The organism is Streptomyces sp. NPDC012935, from assembly GCF_042900345.1.
In the GTDB taxonomy this organism is placed as follows: domain Bacteria; phylum Actinomycetota; class Actinomycetes; order Streptomycetales; family Streptomycetaceae; genus Streptomyces.
Genome location: NZ_JBIBBC010000001.1, coordinates 435157 through 456023, shown reverse-complemented (window position 1 = coordinate 456023; position 20867 = coordinate 435157). Strand labels below are relative to the sequence as shown.

The window sequence follows — 20867 nt, the reverse complement described above, 5'->3', positions numbered from 1 at the left end:
CGCGTGTCCCTGACCTTCCACTGGTTCCTGCCCACCAACGGCGACAGCCGCCACGTCGTCGGCGGCGGCCACGGCACGCCCGCGACGGCGTCCGGCCGCGACCGGCCGCCGACGGTCGCCTACCTCAGCCAGATCGCGAGCGCCGCAGAGGATCTCGGCTTCGTCGGCGCGCTGACCCCCACGGGCGCCTGGTGCGAGGACGCCTGGCTCACCACCGCCATGGTCAGCCGGCACACCGAGCGTCTGAAGTTCCTGGTCGCCTTCCGGCCCGGGTTCGTCTCGCCGACCCTGGCCGCGCAGATGGCGGCCACCTTCCAGCGGCAGTCCGGCGGGCGGCTCCTGCTGAACGTCGTCACGGGCGGGGAGAACCACGAGCAGCGCGCCTACGGCGACTTCCTCGACAAGGACGACCGGTATCGCCGTACCGGCGAATTCCTGCAGATCGTAAGGGGGTTGTGGGAGGGCAAGACCGTCGACCTGGTCGGCGAGCACCTGCAGGTCGAGGACGCCAGGCTGGCCCGGGTGCCCGACCCGGTCCCGGAGGTGTACTTCGGCGGCTCCTCACCGATCGCCGGGGAGATCGCCGCCCGGCACGTCGATGTCTATCTCACGTGGGGAGAGCCGCCGGCCGCCGTCGCCGAGAAGATCGCCCGCATCCGGGCGCTGGCCGAGAAGGAGGGCCGCAGCGTCCGCTTCGGCATCCGCCTGCACGTCATCACCCGGGACACCGCCGAGCAGGCGTGGGCCGAGGCCCGGCGGCTGCTGGCCGGCTTCGACGCGGAGACCGTGCGGGCCGTACAGGCCGGGCTCGCCCGCAGTGAGTCCGAGGGGCAGCGGCGCATGCTCGCCCTGCACGGCGGCGGCACCGACGATCTGGAGATCTACCCCAACCTGTGGGCGGGGATCGGGCTGGTGCGGGGCGGCGCGGGCACGGCGCTGGTCGGCAGTCATGACGAGGTGGCCGAGCGGATCGCCGAGTACCACCGGCTGGGCATCGGCGAGTTCGTGCTCTCCGGTTATCCGCACCTGGAGGAGGCGTACTGGTTCGGCGAGGGTGTGCTGCCCCGGCTTGAGGAACAGGGGCTTTGGACCCACCCGTTCCGCAGCGCCACGGCGGCTCGTCCCGAGGCTCAGATCCCCTTCGCTGAGCGGTAATCGGCCACCAGGGACACGTATTCCCTAGATTTCCTATCGAATTACTAGGGAAGTGTTGACCCTGGTCGGTGGAGCGAGTGAGGATGACGCTGACCCGGTCGGCCGGGCAGCAGGCACCGCGTTCTCTTCGGCCATGAAGGAAGTCCGCCATGACAACCGGAACAGGAACGAGGTGTGCAGACTGGCTGCACACGGCCCGCGAACTGGCGGACGACCTCGCCACGGACGCGGTCGAGCGCGAGCAGGCCGGCAAGCCACCCCTCGACGAGGTCGCCCGGCTGCGCGAATCGGGCCTGCTCACGCTGCTCGTTGCGGCCGAGCGCGGCGGAGGCGGCGCCGACTGGCGCACCGCCTATACGGTCGTGCGGACCATCGCCGCGGCCGACGGGGCCATCGGTCACCTGCTGGGCGGCCACTACTTCCTGTCCTTCTGCGCCCGGTTCTTCGCCGGCCCCGACCATGCCGCGCGGATCGAGCGGGCGTTCGCGGCGGGGGAGTGGCACTGGGGAGGCGGTATCGCCTCGCAGGAACCGCCGCTCACGCTCACCCCCACGGCCAACGGCTATGTGCTGGACGGCCATCAGCGGTACGGCTGCGGAGTCGGTGTCGCCGACCGGCTGGTCGTCCGTGCCGCCGTGCCCGGCATCGGCGAGCCTCTCGCCGTCCTGGTCGATCCCGCCCACCCGGGCGTCGTCAGCGGCAGCGGTGGTGACACCTTCGGCCAGCGGCTGGCAGCGGCCGGCGACGTCGGGTTCGATGCCGTGCCGGTCGCGGCCGACGACGTGCTCGGCTCCCTCTCCAGCGACGAGGGCGTCCTGTCACCCTTCGCCGGCCTTGCCGCGCCGACCGCACGGCTGGTCTCCGCCCACCTCTGTCTCGGCGTCGTGGAGGGGCTGCTCGGCGAAGTCCGCGAGCACGGACGGGCGGTGCGGTCCCCCTGGCAGCCGTTCTCCCCGCAACCCTGGCCGGGCCACCCGCCGCAGGACCCGTACGTGCTGACCGCCTTCGGCGAACTCGCCGTAGGCGCACGTGCCGCCTCGGCCCTCGCCGGCCAGGCGGTGGACGCCCTGATCCGCGGCCTGGCGCGGGGCGAGGACGTCGACGACGAGGAGTGCGCGGAGATCGCCGTCCTCGCGAGCGCGGCCGAGGCCGCCGCCTCCCGGGCCGCGCAGGAGATCACCACCCGGGCCCTGGACGCCGTCGGAGCGCCCGCCGCCTTCGCCCGGCACGGCCTGGACCGCTTCTGGCGCGACACCCGCACACACACCCTGCGTGAGCCGATCGCCCACAGACTGCGCGAGGTCGGGGACTACTTCCTCAACGGCGCGCACCCGCCGTTCAGCCTTCCCGCCTGACCCGACGGTCGGCCGGTGGGGGCGGGCGCGGCAGTGATGGATAATCTCAGCATGCGGATCTCGGCGAGGGCGGACTATGCGGTGCGGGCGGCTTTGGAGCTGGCCGCGGCAGGGGACGACACCTCGCTCAAGGCCGAGGCGATCGCCGAGGCGCAAGGGATCCCGCACAAGTTCCTCGAGGGCATCCTGGGCGACCTGCGCCGGGGCGGCCTCGTCATCAGCCAGCGCGGCGGCAAGGGCGGCTACCGGCTGGCCCGCCCGGCGGACTCGATCGCCATCGCCGAGGTGATCCGCGTGGCGGACGGCCCCCTGGTCTCGGTGCGTGGCGTACGCCCGCCCGACCTCTCCTACATCGGCCCCGCGGAGTCCCTGCTGCCGCTGTGGATCGCCGTACGCGCCAACGTCCGCAAGATCCTGGGCGAGGTCACCCTGGCCCACGTGGCCGCGGCCAAGCTGCCCGACGACGTCCTGAGCCTCGCGGACGACCCGGAGGCGTGGACGAATCCCTGACCGTCGTCTCACGGCTCGTCGGTGGCGCCCGCATCAGTCGTCCGGCTTCTCCCATACCGACACATGCTTGCCGCTCTCGCTCGTGAACGGCTCGCGGGCCCAGTTCTCCCACCGGTCGCGCAGCCGCAGACCGGCGAGCCGGGCCATCAGGTCCAGCTCGGCCGGCCAGACGTACCGGAACGGGATGGACCAGTGCTCGGCACGGCCGTCCACGATGGTGACGTAGTTGGAGCTCATCGCCTGGGTGGCGACGTCGTAGGTGTCGAACGCCCACTGGGTGTCGCTGATGTGGAACGGTACAGCGCTCTGTCCGGGCGGCAGCCGGCGCAGATCGGGCACGCCCACCTCGACCACGAAGCAGCCACCCGGCCGCAGATGGGCGGCGGCGTTGCGGAAGCACTCGACCTGGGCGTCCTGGGTGGTCAGATTGCCGATCGTGTTGAACACGAGGTAGGCGAGCGCGAACTCGCCCGCCACCCGCGTCGTCGCGAAGTCCCCGATCGTCACCTGGACGGTGCGACCGCCGGGCTTGGCGCGCAGTCGGTCCACCATGGCGCGGGACAGGTCGATGCCGTGCACCGGGACCCCGCGGCCGGCCAGCGGCAGCGCGATCCGGCCGGTGCCGACGCCGAGTTCGAGCGCCGTGCCGTCGCCGGCGAGTTCGGTCAGGACGTCGACCGCGGGGCCGACCACGTCGGCGCGGAACATGTCCGCCGCTGACGTGTCGTAGGTGGCCGCGATGTTCTCTCCGAAGTAGCCGTCGCCATCGATCACACCGGGACCGTACTGCCGGCCGCCGTGACGAGGCACGTGAATTTGCCGACGGCCGTCACTCGAGCGGCGACTCCGACTGCTCGATCCTCGGACGCCCTCTTGACGTCGGCCGCGGACGGGCCGACACTCCAATCAAGTTTCCTAGTGAATTGGTAGGGAAGCATGGGGCGTCCTGAGTCGGTCACTGGCCGAGTGAGCCGTACGCCCCTTCTCACGTCCCGCCGTCACATCGATCTGCTCCGCGTCTGCAGCGCCATCTGACCCCCGAGCCGAGCCCGCGTCCGCAACAGCTTCAGCCACGCGTACGTCCTTCAGCCTGCCCCGGGGAGAGTCATGTCCGTCACACCGCTGGCCGCCCATCCGTCCGCACCGACCGCCCCCGCCTTCCGGGGCCGGATCGGCCGGGACGAGCGCAGCGGCCACTACGCCGTGCCGCGCCGCTACCGCCTCCACCTGACGACCGCCTGTGCGGACGGCCTGCGCATCGCCGTCGCCCACAGCCTGCTGGGCCTCGACGACGTCTGCCCGGCGACCTTCCTGCCCGCGATCCCCGACTGCGCCGACGGCGGGCACGCAGCGCTGCGTCCGCTGTACGACGCCAGCGTCCACCGGTACGCCGGACCGGCCCTCGCGCCGGTCCTCAGCGACGACTGGTCCGGGCGCATCGTGAGCACGCACGCCCCCGACATCACCCGCGACCTGGCCCGGCGCTTCGGCGGCTGTCGACTGGAGCTGTACCCGTGCGGCGCGGAGTCGGAGATCGAGGCAGTCGAGCGGATGTGTGCGCAGGACATCGAGGAGGCCGCACAGGCCGCGGGGGCGGCCGGTGCCGAGCGGGCGGAGCGGGACGAGGCGCTCGGGACACTTCTGCGTGCGCTGGGCGCGCTGGACCGGTGGCTGGACGGTCGCGAGTACCTGATTCGTGATCAGATCACAGCTACTGACGTCGAGTTGTGGGTCACTCTCGTCCAACTCGACACCGTCCACCGGCATCACCTGGACGCCGCCGCGGTCCAGCGCGTCGCCGCGCACGCCACCCTGTGGGCGTACGCGCGCCGGCTCGCCGCGCACCCCGCCTTCGGCGCGCATCTCGACCTCGACGCCATCTCCCGCCGCCACCACGCTCGTTGCCGGGGCCTGGAGGACGCCGGAGCGGCCGTCCAGATCCTGGACTGGGCGGCCCACGCGGCGGCCGGGACCGGGGCGCGAGCGCAGGTCGAGCGGCCATGAGCCGGTCCGCACAGTGGACCGGCGTTGACATCCGCTCGGGCAACTGTCTTAACTTACGGCCCAGAACGGTCATGAGCGTCAGCGACAAGCCCTGGCTGGCTGACCGGCAACCCTCGCATCGCGGTGGGGTGCCCCAGGTGACGACCGGACCGGATAACTTCGGTAAGCGCGAAGGCCCCCACGAGGGCCGGAAGAGTGAGTGACGCCATGGACGCAGCTCCCAGGACGGCCGTACGCCGCCCCCAGAGCCGCGCCCTGGCGTACGCGACGCTTTTCGTCGCCGACCGGGCCGTCGATCTGCTCCGCGTCAACAGCGCACTGTGTACCGCACCGGGCTGTGCCCGCGCCCGCGGCTGACTTCTCCCGTCTGCTGCCCCGCACTCCCTGACGAACACCGCCTCGGCGGTGTGCTGTCGTCCGCCCACCACCCGGTGACCGTGCGTCTTCCCGCGTCCTGACGAGCCGCAGCCGCAGTGCGGCTGTCGTCGCCGCGCCGTGCGCCGCGTCCCGGGGACATTCGACTCCTGCCGGAGCCCTCCATGAGTGAACCCCCAGGCGCCGTCGTCTCCCTCGCCGAGGCACCGCCGCCCGCCGACGCCCCGCCCATACAGCTCGCGGCCCAGCGCGTGCTGCCGCTGAGGCGGCCCGGCCGCTGGATCGCCACCGCGGTGGTCCTGGTCCTGGCGGCCCAGTTCGTGCACGGCCTGGTGACCAACCCCTTCTACCAGTGGGACCGCTTCGGCTACTGGTTCCTGCGGCCCACCATCCTCGATGGGCTCCTCATCACTCTCGAAGTCACCGCCTACAGCGCGGTGTTGGGGCTCCTTGGCGGCGTCCTGCTTGCACTGGCCCGGCTGTCGAAGAGCCCGGTGCTGCGCGCGGTCAGCTGGGTCTACGTCTGGGCGTTCCGCTCCGTCCCGCTGATCGTGGTGCTGCTGTTCCTCTACAACTTCAGCGCCCTGTACAAGACGCTGAGCGTGGGCATCCCCTTCGGTCCCGCCTTCTTCTCCTTCGACGAGTCGAAGCTGGCCACCGACATGGTCATCGCGGTCGTCGGCATCAGCCTGCACGAGTCCGCGTACGCCGCCGAGGTCGTCCGCGGCGGCATCCTCTCCGTCGACCAGGGCCAGCACGAGGCGTCCGCCGCGCTCGGACTGCCGAAGGGCTACCAGTTCCGCAGGATCGTCTTCCCGCAGGCGCTGCGCTCCATCGTGCCGAACTACGTCAACCAGCTCATCGGACTGATCAAGGGCACCTCGCTGGTCTTCTACGTCTCCCTGCTCGACCTGTTCGGCTCCGCGCAGTCCATGGGCTCCACCTACCCCGGCGACATCGTGCCGCTGCTGATGGTCGCGACCGTCTGGTACCTGATCCTCACCAGCGTCGTCTCCGTCGTCCAGTTCTACGTCGAGCGGTACTACGCCCGGGGCGCCACGCGCTCCCTGCCGCCGACCCCGTTGCAGAAGCTGCGCACCGGGTTCACCGACGTGAGGGCCCGCATCCGCAGGGAGGCCGCCGTATGACCGCCGAGACCCTCGACGACGCGCCCGCCACTGTGGAGGTGCACAACGTGCACAAGTGGTACGGCGCCCACAGGGTACTGAACGGGGTCGACCTGACCGTGCGGCCCGGCGAGGTCACCGTGATCATCGGCCCCTCAGGCTCCGGCAAGTCCACCCTGCTCAGGGTCATCAACCACCTCGAGAAGCCCGAGATCGGCCACGTCAGCCTCAACGGCGAGCTGATCGGCGTACGCAGGCAGGGCGACCGAAGGGAGATGGGGGTCCCCCCGGCCGAAGGCCGGGGGAGGCTGAAGGAGCTGAGCGAGCGGGCCATCCTGACGCAGCGCAGCAGGATCGGCTTCGTCTTCCAGAACTTCAACCTCTTCCCGCATCTGACGGTCCTCGACAACGTGGCAGCCGCCCCGGTGGCCACCGGCAAGCTCGCCAAGACCGCGGCACTGGAACTCGCCCGCGACCTCCTCGGCCGGGTCGGACTCGCCGACAAGGCCGCCGCCTATCCACGGCAGTTGTCGGGCGGACAGCAGCAGCGCGTCGCCATCGCCCGCGCCCTCGCACTGCGCCCGGGCGTCATCCTCTTCGACGAGCCGACCTCCGCGCTCGACCCGGAGCTGGTCGGTGAAGTCCTGTCCGTCATCAAGGACTTGGCGACCAGCGGCACCACCCTCGTCATCGTCACTCACGAGATCGGCTTCGCCCGCGAGATCGCCGACCGGGTCGTCTTCATCGACGGCGGCAGGATCGTCGAGCAGGGTCCGCCCTCCGAGCTCCTCGACAAGCCGCGCCACGAGCGGACCAGGGACTTCCTCAGCAAGGTCCTCTGAGCCCCCCGCTCCCCACGAGCTCCCCCCACGCGTCACCCGCCCCACCCTCACCACCCTCTTGAACACCAAGGACGGCCATGCCCACCCACATCTCCCGACGCAGCCTGATACGCGGCATCACCGCGGCGACCGCGGTCGCCACCCTCGCCACCGGGCTCGCCGCCTGCGGTGGGGACAGCGACGCCGCCACCAGAACGAACGACAGCGCGGGCACCGTCACCGTCGGCCGGCTCTCCAACGGAGCCGCCAAGGAGACCACCCTCAAGGTGTCCGAGGTGAAGTCCATCAGCGCGAAGCTGCCCGACGCCCTCAAGAAGAGCGGCAAGCTGGTCATCGGCTCCGGCACCCTGCCCTCCGGCGCCCCGCCCCTCGGTTTCGTGGGCAGCGACCAGAAGACCCTCACCGGCTCCGAGATCGACCTCGCCCGGCTGGTCGCGGCCGTCCTCGGCCTTGAGCCCGAGGTCAAGCGGTTCACCTGGGAGAACCTCTTCGTCGGCATCGACAGCGGCAAGGTGAACGTCGGCTTCTCGAACATCACCGACACCGAGGAGCGCAAGCAGAAGTACGAGTTCGCCTCCTACCGCAAGGACGACCTCGCCTTCGAGGCGCTCAAGGACTCGAAGTTCAGCTTCGACGGCGACTACCAGGCCCTCGCCGGCAAGACCGTCTCCGTCGGCGCCGGCACCAACCAGGAGCGCATCCTGCTGGAGTGGAAGGACAGGCTGGAGAAGGAGGGCAAGAAGCTGACCGTCAAGTACTTCCAGGACAACAACAGCACCTACCTGGCCCTCAACAGCGGGAAGATCGAGGCCTACTTCGGCCCCAGCCCCAACCTCTCCTACCACGTCACCCAGACCAAGGGCACGCCCAGCCCGACGAGGATCGCCGGCCAGTTCTCCGGTGCCGGGGCGACGCTCCAGGGCCTGATCGCCGCGACCGCCAAGAAGGACAGCGGCCTCGCCCAGCCCCTCGCCGACGCGATCAACCACCTGATCGACAACGGCCAGTACGCCAAGTGGCTCGCCGCCTGGAACCTCTCGGGTGAGGCCGTGGCCAAGTCGGAGGTCAACCCGCCCGGTCTGCCGTTGGACAACTCCTGACGGGAACACCCGCCGAGGCCGGCGCGTTGTGACTCATGCCGAGATGTGCGAGGCGCGAAAGCGCGCGACCGGGAGGACGGAGGTGGCGGACGTGACGCACATGTTCCACGCCGTCCACCTCCACTCCCGGCCCCACATCGACCTCCAGCGCGTGGCCGGCGCGCTCTGTTGCTCCTGACCCGTTCCTCCACCGCCGAGCCCACCCCCGCGTGAGGCCGTCGGCGTTCTGTCACGGACTTTCAGGAAGGCACCGACTCGTGTCCTCAACACCCTCTCCCTCCCTGCATCTCGCCGTCGCCCTGGACGGGACCGGCTGGCATCCCGCCTCCTGGCGCGAGCCGGTGGCCCGCCCCCGGGACCTGTTCACCGCCGGCTACTGGGCCGACCTGGTCACCGAGGCCGAGCGCGGACTGCTCGACTTCGTGACCATCGAGGACGGCCTCGGTCTCCAGTCTTCCCATTCCCTGGACCCGGACGAGCGCACCGACCAGGTGCGCGGTCGCCTCGACGCCGTCCTCATCGCCTCCCGCGTGGCCCCGCTGACCAGCCGTATCGGTCTGGTGCCGACGGTCGTCGCCACCCATACGGAGCCGTTCCACATCTCCAAGGCGATCGCCACCCTCGACTACGTCAGCGCCGGGCGCGCGGGGCTGCGCGTGCAGATCACCGCCCGGCCGAACGAGGCCGCGCACTTCGGCCGCCGTACCGTCGCGCGCATCGAGGCCTACGACAGCCCGGCCGCGCAGGAGGTCGTGACCGACCTCTTCGACGAGGCCGCCGACCACGTGGAGGTGGTGCGCCGCCTCTGGGACAGCTGGGAGGACGACGCCGAGATCCGGGACGCCGCCACCGGGCGCTTCATCGACCGCGACAAGCTGCACTACATCGACTTCGAGGGCCGGCACTTCAGCGTCAGGGGCCCCTCCATCACACCCCGTCCGCCGCAGGGGCAGCCGATCGTCAGCGCGCTCGCCCACGACACCGTCCCGTACCGGCTCGTGGCCCGCGCCGCCGACGTCGGATACGTCACCCCGCACGACGCCGACGAGGCCCGCGCGATCGTCGCCCGGATCCGCGCCGAGCAGGACGCCGCCGGTCGGGCCGCCGAGCCGCTGCACATCTTCGGAGACATCGTGGTCTTCCTCGACGACGACCCGGCAGCCGCGAGGGCACGCCGGGAACGGCTGGAGGCCCTCGCGGGACAGCCGTACACCAGTGACGCCCTGATCTTCACGGGCAGTGCTTCCCAACTGGCCGATGTGCTGCAGGAGTTGCACGGCACCGGTCTGTCCGGCTTCCGGCTGCGCCCCGCCGTCGCCGGACGCGACCTGCCGGGGATCACCCGGGGACTCGTCCCCGAGCTCCAGCGCCGGGGGGCCTTCCGCACCGCCTACGAGTCGGCCACCCTGCGCGGCCTGCTCGGTCTGGCCCGCCCCGCCAACCGCTACTCCCCCAGGCTCTCGACTTCGCTCGAGCCCGGGGGGACCCCCATCGCCTGAGCCGGAAGGACCCCGCCGCCATGACCAAGCCGCTGAAGCAGATCCACCTGGCCGCCCACTTCCCCGGCGTCAACAACACCACGGTGTGGAGCGACCCGCAGGCCGGCAGCCACATCGAGTTCAGCTCCTTCGCCCACTTCGCCCGGACCGCCGAACGCGCCAAGTTCGACTTCCTGTTCCTCGCCGAGGGGCTCAGGCTCCGTGAACAGGGCGGGAAGATCTACGACCTGGACGTCGTCGGCCGCCCCGACACCTTCACGATCCTCGCCGCGCTCGCCGCCGTCACCGAGCACATCGGCCTGACCGGCACCATCAACTCCACCTTCAACGAGCCCTACGAGGTCGCCCGCCAGTTCGCCGGCCTCGACCACCTCTCCGGCGGTCGCTCCGCCTGGAACGTCGTCACCTCCTGGGACGCCTTCACCGGCGAGAACTTCCGCCGCGGCGGCTTCCTGCCGCAGGAGGAGCGCTACTCCCGCGCCAAGGAGTTCCTCGCCACCGCGAACGAGCTCTTCGACTCCTGGCACGGCGACGAGATCCTCGCCGACAAGGAGACCGGCACGTTCCTGCGGGACGCCAAGGCCGGCGCCTTCCTCCACACCGGACAGCACTTCGACATCCACGGACACTTCAACGTCCCACGGTCGCCCCAGGGCCGCCCGGTCATCTTCCAGGCCGGCGACTCCGAGGAGGGCCGCGAGTTCGCCGCCGCGGAAGCGGACGCCATCTTCAGCCGGCACGGCACCCTGGAGGGTGGCCGGGCCTTCTACACGGACGTGAAGTCCCGCCTGGCCAAGTACGGCCGCCGCCCGGGCCAGCTGCTCATCCTGCCCGCCGAGACCTTCGCCCTCGCCGACACGGACGCCGAGGCCGAGGAGCTCGCCCGCGAGGTGCGCCGCCGACAGGTCAGCGGGGCCACCGCCCTCAAGCACCTGGAGTTCGTCTGGAACCGGGACCTGTCCTCGTACGACCCGGAAGGGCCCCTCCCCGACATCGACCCGGACATCGGCGACGACCACATCTCCCAGGGCCGCGCCCAGGTCCGCATGTACCGGGACCCGCTGGCCACCGCACGCGAGTGGCGAGAACTGGCCGAGGCCAACAAGTGGTCCATCCGCGACCTGGTCATCAACACCGGCAACCGGCAGAACTTCGTCGGTTCCCCGGCCACCGTCGCCAGGACCATCAACGACTTCGTCCAGGCCGACGCGAGCGACGGCTTCATCCTCGTCCCGCACATCACCCCGGCCGGCCTCGACGAGTTCGCCGACAAGGTCGTCCCGCTGCTTCAGGAACAGGGCGTGTTCCGCACGGAGTACGAAGGCACGACCCTGCGCGAACACCTCGGCCTGACGCACCCCGACGGGCACCACGACGAGCGGCTCGCGTCGTGAAGTTCATCGCCATCACCCTGATCGTGCACCGCCCGGATCCGGTCACCGGGGTGCGCAAGCCCACGCACGAGCGCTTCCGCGAGGTCCTCGACAACGCCCTGCTCGCCGAGGAGCTGGGCTTCGACGGCTTCGGCGTGGGGGAGCGGCACGAGCGGCCGTTCATCTCCTCGTCCCCTACGGTCGTCCTCAGCCATGTCGCCGCCCTGACGAAGCGGATACGGCTCTTCACGGCCGTGACGACGCTCAGCCTGCTCGACCCGGTGCGCGCCTACGAGGACTACGCCACCCTCGACCACCTCTCCGAGGGCCGGCTGGACCTCATCATCGGCAAGGGCAACGGCGCGGCCCAGCGCGACCTGTTCCACGTCACACCCGAGGACCAGTGGGACCGCAACGCAGAGAGCTACGAGGTATTCCGGCGGATCTGGCGCCAGGACAAGGTGACCGCGGCGACCCGCTTCCGCCCGCCGCTGACGGACGCCGAGGTGTGGCCGCGTCCCTACCAGCAGCCCGTCCGGGTCTGGCACGGCAGCGCCACCAGCAAGGAGTCGGTCGACCTGGCCGCCCGCTACGGCGACCCGCTGTTCTCCGCGAACGTCACCAACCCCATCGAACCGTACGCCGAGTTGATCCGTCACTACCGCGAACGCTGGGAGCACTACGGCCACGACCCGGCCGACATCGCGATCGGGGCCGGCACGGCAGGCATCCACGTGGCCCCCACCTCCCAGCAGGCCCTGGCCGCCTACCAGCCGGTCTTCGAGGCCAACCTGGCCTTCTACCGGCAGGCGGGACTGCCCGTCGCGTTCGAGACGCTGGAGGACTTCGTCGAGCGCAGCTCCGCCCTGATCGGCAGCCCGCAGCAGGTCATCGACAAGGTGCACCGCTACCACGAGCAGTTCGGCCACACGGCGGTCCACGTCCAGGCGGACGCGAGCGGCCTCACCGACACCCAGCACCGCGACTCGCTGGAACTGTTCCAGTCGGCGGTGGCACCCGTGCTGCGCAAGGACATCCCGGACCCGCCCTTCGCCTGGGCCCCGGTGCTTCCGGCAGCACCGACAGCGCAGGAGCGAGTCCATGTCTGACATCCCCCTCGGCGTCCTGGACCTGATACCGATCTCCTCCGGCTCGACGGCAGCGGACGCCCTGCGTAACTCCATCGACCTCGCCCGGCAGACCGAACGCCTCGGCTACGCCCGCTACTGGTTCGCCGAACACCACCTGAACCCCGGTGTGGCGGGTACGTCCCCCGCGGTCGCCCTGGCTCTGACCGCCGCGGCCACCTCCACCATCCGCCTCGGCTCCGGGGCCGTACAGCTCGGTCACCGGACCGCGCTGTCCACGGTCGAGGAGTTCGGCCTGATCGACGCCCTGCACCCCGGCCGCCTCGACCTGGGCCTCGGCCGCTCGGGCGGCCGCCCACCGGGGGAGAGGGCGACGACTGCGAAGCCGACGCCGGTCGTCGACGGCCGCGCCCCCAACGGCCTGCTGATCCCACCCCGCTTCTCCTTCGAGCACCTCCTCGGCTCACCCCGCATCGCCCTGCAGCGCAAACTGCTCCTGCTGCCGGGCGCCGAGTCGCAGGACTACACCGAGCAGATCGACGACATCCTCGCGCTGCTGGCCGGCACCTACCGATCCCCGGAGGCCATCGAGGCACACGCGGTGCCGGGCGAGGGCGCCGACGTCGAGGTGTGGATCCTGGGCAGCACCGGCGGCCCGAGCGCCGAGGCCGCAGGCGCCCGCGGCCTGCGCTTCGCCGCGAACTACCATGTCAGCCCCGCCTCCGTCCTGGAGGCGGTGGACGGCTACCGCGCCTGCTTCAAGCCCTCCGAGTTCCTCGACAAGCCCTATGTCAGCGTCTCGGCCGATGTCGTGGTCGCCGAGGACGACACGACGGCCCGCGAACTCGCGGCGGGCTACGGCCCGTGGGTCCGCAGCATCCGCACCGCCGAAGGCGCCATCGAGTACCCGGCCCCAGACGAGGCCCGCGCCCACGTCTGGAGCGACGAGGACCGGGCGCTGGTCCAGGACCGCGTCGACACGCAGTTCGTGGGGTCGGCGGGCCGGGTGGCCGACCAGCTGGCGCAGCTTCAGGAGGCCACCGGGGCGCAGGAGTTGCTGATCACGACGATCACGCACGACCACGCGGACCGGGTGCGGTCGTACGAACTGCTGGCGCGGGAGTGGAGTCGCAGGTGAAACGGCAGGCCCGGCGTGCGGGAGACCGCCGCCGGGCCTGCCTGCGCACACGCGGTCAGCGGTGAGCCGTGGGGCCGACCGGGGTGTCCCCGCGCAACGTGATGCGGTGCATGACGCGACGCCGGTCGCCGTAGTCACGGTTGGCGTAGTGCGCCGTGCTGCGGTTGTCCCACAGTGCGACGTCACCCGGCTGCCAACGATGCCGTACGACGTGCTCGGGCTTGGTCAGGTGGGCGTACAGGATGTCGAGGATGCCCCGGCTCTCGTACTCGGAGACCCCGGTGATGTGCGAGGTGAACCCGGGGTTCACGAACAGCCCCTTGCGCCCGCTCTCCGGGTGCACCCGCACCACCGGGTGCTCCACCGGCACCAGCTCGGTGAACACCTCGCCCTCCCAGACGTTTCCGCTTCCCCGCCGCTGCTGGGCGAGGTAGTAGCCGAAGGCGCGGTTGCCGTCGTGCACGGCGGTGAGCGTGTCGATGTACGCCCGCAGGCCCGGCGACAGCGACTCGTAGGCGAGCTGGCTGTCCGCCCAGTTCGTGTCGCCACCGTTGGGAGGCAGGACGACGGCGCGCAGGACGGAGATCGCCGGAGGCCGGCGTACGAAGGTCACGTCCGTGTGCCACACGTCGGAGAACCCGTTGTCCTGGCTGTCCAGCGCGTACACCTCGGCCGCCACGTCACCGGAGTCGTGGATCGGGTGCCCGGCGGTGACCTCGCCCAGGCGGCGGCCGAACTCGATCTGCGCGGAGTCGTCGAGGCCGTCCTGGCCACGCACGAAGAGCACCTTGTACGCCACGAGCGCTTCCCGGATCGCCTGGATCTGCTCGTCGCCGAGGCGAGCGAGGTCGATACCGTGCAGCTCGGCACCGAAGTTCGGACCGAGGGGGGTGAGGGGGAGCTGTGGCGGGGCGATGACGGTCATCCGAACATCCCTTCCTTGATACGAAGTTCAGGCAGTGGCGGCTGTCTTGACGGCGTGGGACACCTGGGCGCGCAGCTCGGCGAACTCCCGTGACTCGCGCAGCTCGTCGGCGTCGACCTCACCGCGGGGGAGGTCGATCGGCAGGTCCAGGGCGACGGTCCCGGGGGCCTTCGTCAGCACGACGATGCGGGAGCCGAGAAACACCGCCTCCTCGGCGGAGTGGGTCACGAACACCGTGGTACGGCCGGTGACCTGACGTACGTCCTCCTGGAGCCGCTCCCGGGTCAGCGCGTCCAGCGCCGCGAACGGCTCGTCCAGCAGGAAGAGGGGGTTCTCGGCGGCCAGGGCACGGGCGATGGCGACGCGCTGCTGCTGCCCGCCGGAGATCTCCCAGACGCGCCGCCTCTCGGTGCCCTCCAGCCCTACCCGGGCCAGCAACTCGGCGCGCCGCTGGGGCCATTGGGCACGAGGGATGCCTGCGTACCGCAGCGCCAGGTCGATGTTGCCCTGCACGGTCCGCCACGGGAACAGCCGCGGCGACTGGAACACCACCCCGGCCGCCTCGCCGGGCCGCGGCGCCTTGCCGGACACCCGGACCGAACCCTGCGTGGCCTGCTCGAACCCGGCGATCAGCCGCAGCAGGGTGCTCTTGCCGCAGCCGGAGGCACCCACCAGGACGAGGAACTCGCCTGCGGGGACGGTCAGATCGACCGGGCCGACGGCCGTGACGGGACCGTATCGATGAGTGACGTGCTCGATCCGGACGGAACCGTCGACGGCCGGCTCAACTGCGGCCTCGACAGTGTCACTTGAGGACATCGGGAAGCCCCTTCAGGTAGAACGCCTTGCGGACGACCGCCTCGGAGGGCGCCGCGTCGATCTGCTTCTGGCCGGCGAGGAACTGGGCGGTGTCGGTGACGTAGGTCAGCAACTTGCCCGGGCTGCCGTCGGTGCCCAGCCAGTCGGCCGAGGCGACCTGCTCCGGGGTGAGGAACACCCCTTGCGCGAGCTGTGCCTTGGCGTCGGCGGTGCTGATGCCGAGTTCGGCGGAGACGTCCTTGACAGCGCCGTCCGGGTCGGACTTCAGCAGCCGCAGCGCCTGAGCCGCCACCGACCGCCAGGTGCCGATCACCTTGGGATCGCGGGCGATCAGCTCGTCCGACACGACGGCCAGGTCGAGCGTCGGCTTGCCCGCCGCGCCGATCTCCTTGCTGCTCGTCAACTGTGTGCCGGTCTCGCGGAGTTCGTCGAGGGTGGGCAGCCAGACGTAGGCGGCATCGATGTCACCGCGCTGCCAGGCGGCGAGGATCGGCTGCGGCTGCAGGTCGATCAGTTTGACGTCGGACGTCTTCAGTCCGGCCTCCTCCAGCGCCGCCAGCAGGCTGTAGTGCGAGGTGGAGGCGAACGGCGTGGCGATGGTCCTGCCCTTGAGGCCCGCCACGTCGGTGATACCGGTCTGCTTACGGGCCACGAGAGCCTCGTTCTCGCCGGCCACGTCGAGGATGAAGGCGACCTTGTACGGGACCGGCGAACTGCCCGACACGCCGCGGGCGAACGGACTCGACCCGAGCGCGGCGATGTCGAGGGACTTGCCGAGGAAAGCCTGATTGACGCTCGCGCCGGAGTCGAACTTGATCCAGGAGATCTTGTAGTCCGGCAGGGCCTTCTCCAGCAGCTTGCGCTGCTTCACGATCAAGTCCCCGCTGGGGAACGCGAAGTAGCCGATCCGCAGCTGCCTGGAACCGCCGGACGAGGCCGCCTCGGTGTCCGAGGAGCAGCCGGTGACGGCGGCGGAGACCGTGGCCAGGGCGCCGGCGAGCAGGAGCCGGCGGGACGGGCCGGGGGAGAGACGGGACATGTCAGGGCCGTTTCTGTGCTGAGGGGTTCTTCTGCGCGAGGCAGAGAGTTTCGTCTGCTGCGCGGGGCAGCGGGGTGTCTTCTCCGCGGGGCGGGAGGTGGGTCTTCTACGCGGTCCTATGCGCGGCCGCGCCACGGGACGACGGCGCGTTCCAGCCGCAGCAGCAGCCCGTCGATGACGAGCCCGGAGACGCCGATGGCGATGATGCCGACGAGCACCACCGGGGTGTTGTTGTAGTTGGCGGCATCCTTGACCATGCCGCCGATGCCGGGCAGTCCGTTGACCAACTCGGCGGCGACGAGAGAGGAGTAGGCCACCCCCACGGCGAGCCGGACCCCGGTGAGCGTCTCCGGGAGAGCGGACGGGACCACGACGTCCCGGACGACGGCCCACCGCGACGCGCCGAGGGCACGGGCCGCCTCGATCAGGCTTTTCGGTACGGCCGCCACGGCTGTGGTGGTCGACACCGCCACCGGCGGGAAGGCGGCCACCGCCAGCAGCGTGACCTTCGGCTCCTCGTTGATGCCCAGCCAGATGATCAGCAGGGAGAAGTACGCCAGCGGCGGCAGCGTCCGCAGGAAGGTGATCCAGGGCTCGAACAGCGAGCGCACCCAGCCGACGGTGCCCATGAGCAGCCCGAAGACCACCCCGGCGGCAATGCCGATGCCGGCCCCGAGCGCGATGCGTTGCAGGCTGATGCCGAGGTGCTCGACGAGGGTGGTGCCGTTGTAGCCCCGTACGCCGTCGTGCGTGGTGGACACGTCGATGAACGCGTCCCACACCTGGGCCGGCGGCGGAACCAGCGTGGCGCTCCACGTCCCGCTTGCCGCCAGCAGCTGCCACAGGACGAGGAAGAACAGGAGCGAGCCGACCGGCAGTGCGACAGGGCGCACGCGCGCCCACACGCCCCGTGCAGGCGGGCGGAGCCGGGGCGGTACGTCGGCAGACGTGCGGGTGCGATCAGGCTTGGACAGAGCGGGAGTTGTGGACACGGGGCGTCCTCCATGGGGCGCCGGGACATGAGCTGCTGCCGTCGACCGACATGGGCGGCCGGCCCCGAGCGGGAAAGATGCTGAACGAAGCGGAGAAATGCACCCTGCGGCAGGGTGCGCGAACCGCTCTCGCCGGGTGGGACCACCGGGCGGCGCGGCACGTGAGACGGGGCTGAGTCAGCAACAACAACCCGAGCCCGGGCGTCGGCACAGGTCGATGACCAGGCGTCGCACGAGGGGCTCGGGAATCATGAGGCCTATTCCTACCGCAGCCGCAGCCCTTTACCAACAGGCGTCCACTCCCTGGAACACCGGCAGACATCCTGTGTCAGCCCGTGGCGTCGGCGTGGGCGGGACGTCACCCTCCCCCGAAGGTGGCGTCCCGCCCACTTCCCCGGCGCCGGACTGTGGACTCCCGCGTCCGAGCGCGTCAGCGGATCCGTGCCGTCACCAGCACATGACCGCTGTCTCCCCCGAACCCCAGCTGGAGTAGAGGCGCACTCTGACGTGATAGCGGCGGCCCTTGACGAGGCGGGCTTTGACGGTGGCGTTCTCCGGGGCGCCGCCGTCGTCCTGAGCGGTGAGGTACCGGGGTTCGCCTTCCCGTTCCTCGAAGACCACGACGACGGTGTCGCTGTCGCCGAAGGTGCCCACCGTGTACTCACGGGTCTCCGGCGGCTCGACGACGAAGTCGGCCTGCTCCGCCGGACCCAGCCGCAGCGGCACCGAACGGAACGGCACCAGCTCCCGCGGCTCCGGCGTCCCGGCCGGCGGGTACCAGCGCTGGACGAACTCCTTGTCGGCCCTGGACAGCACACCCGGCGGGTTCAAGCCCGCCCGGAACTGCTCCGGCTCCAGGATCAGCCCCGCCGAGAAGGGATACTCCATGATCGAGTGCGGGTCCCAGGCGGAACCGTTGACCTCGTTCGGATCGAGCTTGCGCAGGATGTTGAAGAACGTCCTGTCCCGGCTCCAGAAGTTCGGCGGGCCCGCCAGATCGGCGTAGACGGCCTCCTCGTCCCAGTGGATGCCGGCGAACGGGCTCTGGTGCTCGTGCAGCATGCCGAGCGCGTGCCCGATCTCGTGCAGGGCCGTTCCGCGCTCGCCGGGCACGGTCAGGTCCCAGCCGAAGTTCATGGTGCGTTCGTTGAGGCCGACCCGGAGCGCGTCCTTGCCCACGGTCGACCAGGAGCCGTCGCCGAGCTGGAAGCCGATGCGCAGTTCGGCCTCGGACCGGTCGCGCACCTCCACGAACGACAGCCCGATGCCGAGTCCCAGCCACTCCTGGAAGCACTCGCGCACGACGTCCTGCTGCTCCTTGCTGCCGACCCACGACACAAGCCGCATCTCGCCGGTCTCCGGATCGCCGATCACGGATCCGTCGGAGTCCCGGTCGAAGAAGCAGTAGTGCAGCACCGTGCCGTTGACCCACATCCGGCGGCCGCCGATGAGCGCACTGAGCCGCTCGGCGGCCAGCCCCGGCGCAAAGGCGGGGGCCGACTGCTGCGCCAGGGAGCAGTAGCGAGCGGTCATGCGGACAGCCTGCCGTCGGCCCGCCGCCGGCGCCTGAGTCGAGGGCTACTCAAGTACACCTGTATCAAGGGTGAGTCACCGCGCTCCTATTGCCGTGACGAACTTCGAACGTGACACGAAGGCCCTGGAGTTGCCCTGGCCGTTCACCGGCCGGGAGGACGAACTCGAGCTGGTGCGCGGGTCCTTGACCGCGGGCCGCCAGGGCCTCGTGATCACGGGTCCGGCGGGCTGCGGCAAGACCCGCCTCGTCACCGAGGCCGTCCGCGGCACCGAATGCGCCCGGGTGGCCGGGACCCCCGAGACCGGCCGGATCCGCTTCGCCGCGTTCGCACACCTCGTACCGGAGTCGGCCTCCCTGCACGGCGCCTTCCAGCACCTGGTCGGCGTACGGCTGCTCCTGGTCGACGACGCGCACCTGCTCGACGACGCCTCCGCCGCCCTCGTCCACCAACTGGCGGTGCACGGACGCACCCGTCTCCTGGTCGTCACCACCGACGGCGTCCCGGCCCCGGGCGCGATCTCCCGGCTGTGGACCGGCGAACTCCTGCCCCGCCTCACCCTGGAACCGCTGCCTCGCGAGGAGACCGCCCAACTGCTGGCGGCCGGAACCGCACTCGGCGGCGGCGGCCTCGAACCACTCACCGTGAACCGGCTGCACCGCCTGTGCCGGGGGGACCTGCGGCTGCTGCGCGACCTGGTCGGTGCGGTGCGCGAGCGCGGGCTGCTCCGCCGGGTCGCCGAAGCGGGCCCAGCCTCGGGGACGGCCTCGGACCCGGACTCGGACGAGTGGGCCTGGCGCGGCCCGGTGCCGGTGACCGCGACGGTGCGCGAGCACACGGCACAGGTCCTCGACCGCGCCTGTCCCGAAGAGCGCGAGATCCTCGAACGCCTGGCCTTCGCCGAACCGTTGCCCCTGGCTCTGGAACCGGATCCGCAAGAGGGTCTCGAACAGGATCTGGAACAGGGCCGGGAGCCACACCGCCTGGATCTTCGCGCCCTGGAGCGCCTGGAGGCCGACTCCCTGGTCCACGTCGACGACCAGGGCGGCGTCCGCCTCGCCCACCCCCTGCACGGCCCGGTGCTGCGGGCTGCGGCCGGCCGGCTGCGGGCGAGGCGGCTGTCCCGTACGACGGACGGATGCGAGACCGCGCTCGACGCCGAGCGCGCCGCACTGACCGGCGCCATCGAGCGGGCGGACGTACGAGCGCTGCCGACGCCGGTGGGGGAGTGGCTGGTCGCCGAAGGCATGCCGGTGCCGGCCGGATACGCGGCGGTGCGCGCCGGGTTCGCGCGGCTGCGCGGCGAGTTGCGTGAGGCGGCGGCATGGGCGCGGGAGGGCCTGCGCGGCGGCGGCGACGATCCGTCCTGCCGTCTCGAACTCGCCCTCGCCGCAGCGCAGTCGGGCGATCCGACGGCTGCGCACAAGATCCTGGGTGGCCGCCCCCACGGGGGTGGGGCGGTCACCCAGCCGACAGCGGCCCGCGGACTCGCCGACGGGACCGGCCATGCCTACGACGCGGTCCGCCTCGGCGACCCGGAGCGCGCCGCGGGCCGTCTGACCGGCGTCTTCGCCGAGCACGCCGCCGCGCTCGACCGTGGCGACGGCCCCGCGCTGGACCGGGTGGCCGCGGAGCTGGAGCAGCGCGGCTTCCTGCTGTTCGCGGCCGAGGCGCACGCCCATGCCGTACGGGCCCACCGCGACCCGCGTGCCGCCCGCACCGCACGCACGCGTGCCGTCGCCCTGGCCCGCCGCTGCCAGGGCGCCCGCACCCCGGCCCTGTCCGGCCTGGTCCTCGGCGAACTGACCACCCGGCAGCGCCAGATCGTCACCCTCGCGGCAACCGGCCTGAGCAACCGCCAGATCGCCGAGAAGCTGACTCTCTCCGTCCGCACGGTCGGCAACCACCTCTACAGCGCCTACGCCCGCCTCGGCGCCGGCGACCGAGGCGCCCTGCCGTGGCTGGTGGAACTGCCGGACGCGCAGTCGGCGTAA

The 20867-nt window shown here is 71.2% G+C and carries 21 protein-coding genes and 1 riboswitch; of the genes, 15 read left to right on the top strand and 6 right to left on the bottom strand.

Annotated elements, in window-relative coordinates; all coding sequences use genetic code 11:
- Window positions 1–3 precede the first annotated feature (3 nt).
- The 3 genes from ACFY5C_RS01920 (at window position 4) to ACFY5C_RS01910 (ending at window position 3020) form a co-directional block, all read left to right on the top strand.
- On the top strand, window positions 4–1155 hold the full coding sequence (locus ACFY5C_RS01920; protein ID WP_389439361.1) for an LLM class flavin-dependent oxidoreductase: 1152 nt from the start codon (window positions 4–6) through the stop codon (window positions 1153–1155).
- Between the two features lie 149 nt (window positions 1156–1304).
- On the top strand, window positions 1305–2510 hold the full coding sequence (locus ACFY5C_RS01915; RefSeq protein WP_389439359.1) for an acyl-CoA dehydrogenase family protein: 1206 nt from the start codon (window positions 1305–1307) through the stop codon (window positions 2508–2510).
- 51 nt (window positions 2511–2561) lie between these two features.
- Window positions 2562–3020, top strand: coding sequence for an RrF2 family transcriptional regulator (locus ACFY5C_RS01910; RefSeq protein ID WP_389439357.1), 459 nt, complete (start codon window positions 2562–2564; stop codon window positions 3018–3020).
- Between the two features lie 33 nt (window positions 3021–3053).
- On the opposite strand, the gene ACFY5C_RS01905 is transcribed toward ACFY5C_RS01910, so the two are convergent.
- On the bottom strand, window positions 3054–3794 hold the full coding sequence (locus tag ACFY5C_RS01905; protein WP_389439355.1) for a class I SAM-dependent DNA methyltransferase: 741 nt from the start codon (window positions 3792–3794) through the stop codon (window positions 3054–3056).
- Between the two features lie 162 nt (window positions 3795–3956).
- On the opposite strand from ACFY5C_RS01905, the gene ACFY5C_RS01900 reads away from it, so the two are divergent.
- From ACFY5C_RS01900 to ACFY5C_RS01850, 11 genes are all read left to right on the top strand, one after another.
- On the top strand, window positions 3957–4055 hold the full coding sequence (locus ACFY5C_RS01900) for a putative leader peptide (protein WP_328877807.1): 99 nt from the start codon (window positions 3957–3959) through the stop codon (window positions 4053–4055).
- A 72-nt stretch (window positions 4056–4127) separates the two neighbouring features.
- Entirely contained in the window at window positions 4128–5024 is an 897-nt protein-coding gene (locus ACFY5C_RS01895; protein ID WP_389439353.1) for a glutathione S-transferase C-terminal domain-containing protein, read from the top strand.
- Between the two features lie 67 nt (window positions 5025–5091).
- Window positions 5092–5199, top strand: a riboswitch (SAM riboswitch).
- A gap of 32 nt (window positions 5200–5231) precedes the next feature.
- Window positions 5232–5381: a hypothetical protein gene (locus tag ACFY5C_RS01890; protein WP_389439351.1), complete on the top strand. Its 150-nt coding sequence runs from the start codon at window positions 5232–5234 to the stop codon at window positions 5379–5381.
- 182 nt (window positions 5382–5563) lie between these two features.
- Complete coding sequence (locus ACFY5C_RS01885) at window positions 5564–6547, top strand: amino acid ABC transporter permease (protein ID WP_389439350.1); 984 nt, start codon at window positions 5564–5566, stop codon at window positions 6545–6547.
- On the top strand, window positions 6544–7368 hold the full coding sequence (locus ACFY5C_RS01880; protein ID WP_389439348.1) for an amino acid ABC transporter ATP-binding protein: 825 nt from the start codon (window positions 6544–6546) through the stop codon (window positions 7366–7368). Before ACFY5C_RS01885 ends, ACFY5C_RS01880 begins: the two co-directional genes overlap by 4 nt.
- Window positions 7369–7445: 77 nt before the next feature.
- A complete protein-coding gene (locus ACFY5C_RS01875; RefSeq protein ID WP_389439346.1) occupies window positions 7446–8468 on the top strand; it encodes an ABC transporter substrate-binding protein in 1023 nt (340 codons plus the stop codon).
- Window positions 8469–8511: 43 nt separating this feature from the next.
- A complete protein-coding gene (locus tag ACFY5C_RS01870; protein WP_389439344.1) occupies window positions 8512–8646 on the top strand; it encodes a putative leader peptide in 135 nt (44 codons plus the stop codon).
- 79 nt (window positions 8647–8725) lie between these two features.
- Entirely contained in the window at window positions 8726–9967 is a 1242-nt protein-coding gene (locus ACFY5C_RS01865; protein WP_389439342.1) for an LLM class flavin-dependent oxidoreductase, read from the top strand.
- A gap of 20 nt (window positions 9968–9987) precedes the next feature.
- Entirely contained in the window at window positions 9988–11361 is a 1374-nt protein-coding gene (locus ACFY5C_RS01860) for an NtaA/DmoA family FMN-dependent monooxygenase (protein ID WP_389439340.1), read from the top strand.
- Window positions 11358–12449: an LLM class flavin-dependent oxidoreductase gene (locus ACFY5C_RS01855; protein ID WP_389439339.1), complete on the top strand. Its 1092-nt coding sequence runs from the start codon at window positions 11358–11360 to the stop codon at window positions 12447–12449. The genes ACFY5C_RS01860 and ACFY5C_RS01855 overlap by 4 nt, the downstream gene beginning before the upstream one ends.
- Window positions 12442–13566 (top strand): LLM class flavin-dependent oxidoreductase, encoded by a 1125-nt coding sequence (locus tag ACFY5C_RS01850; RefSeq protein ID WP_389439337.1) that lies wholly within the window; start codon window positions 12442–12444, stop codon window positions 13564–13566. The genes ACFY5C_RS01855 and ACFY5C_RS01850 overlap by 8 nt, the downstream gene beginning before the upstream one ends.
- 55 nt (window positions 13567–13621) lie before the next feature.
- Here the strand turns inward: ACFY5C_RS01850 and ACFY5C_RS01845 are convergent, their stop codons facing one another.
- The 5 genes from ACFY5C_RS01845 to ACFY5C_RS01825 all read right to left on the bottom strand — a co-directional run bounded on the left by ACFY5C_RS01845 (window position 13622) and on the right by ACFY5C_RS01825 (window position 18874).
- Window positions 13622–14491: a TauD/TfdA dioxygenase family protein gene (locus ACFY5C_RS01845; RefSeq protein ID WP_389439335.1), complete on the bottom strand. Its 870-nt coding sequence runs from the start codon at window positions 14489–14491 to the stop codon at window positions 13622–13624.
- A 27-nt stretch (window positions 14492–14518) separates the two neighbouring features.
- Window positions 14519–15310 (bottom strand): ABC transporter ATP-binding protein, encoded by a 792-nt coding sequence (locus ACFY5C_RS01840; protein WP_389439333.1) that lies wholly within the window; start codon window positions 15308–15310, stop codon window positions 14519–14521.
- On the bottom strand, window positions 15297–16349 hold the full coding sequence (locus ACFY5C_RS01835; protein WP_389439331.1) for an ABC transporter substrate-binding protein: 1053 nt from the start codon (window positions 16347–16349) through the stop codon (window positions 15297–15299). The genes ACFY5C_RS01840 and ACFY5C_RS01835 overlap by 14 nt, the downstream gene beginning before the upstream one ends.
- Window positions 16350–16465: 116 nt before the next feature.
- Entirely contained in the window at window positions 16466–17242 is a 777-nt protein-coding gene (locus tag ACFY5C_RS01830; protein ID WP_389439329.1) for an ABC transporter permease, read from the bottom strand.
- Between the two features lie 546 nt (window positions 17243–17788).
- A complete protein-coding gene (locus ACFY5C_RS01825; RefSeq protein ID WP_389439327.1) occupies window positions 17789–18874 on the bottom strand; it encodes a M12 family metallopeptidase in 1086 nt (361 codons plus the stop codon).
- Window positions 18875–18968: 94 nt separating this feature from the next.
- Between ACFY5C_RS01825 and ACFY5C_RS01820 the strand changes: the two genes are divergently transcribed.
- A complete protein-coding gene (locus ACFY5C_RS01820) occupies window positions 18969–20867 on the top strand; it encodes a LuxR C-terminal-related transcriptional regulator (RefSeq protein ID WP_389439325.1) in 1899 nt (632 codons plus the stop codon).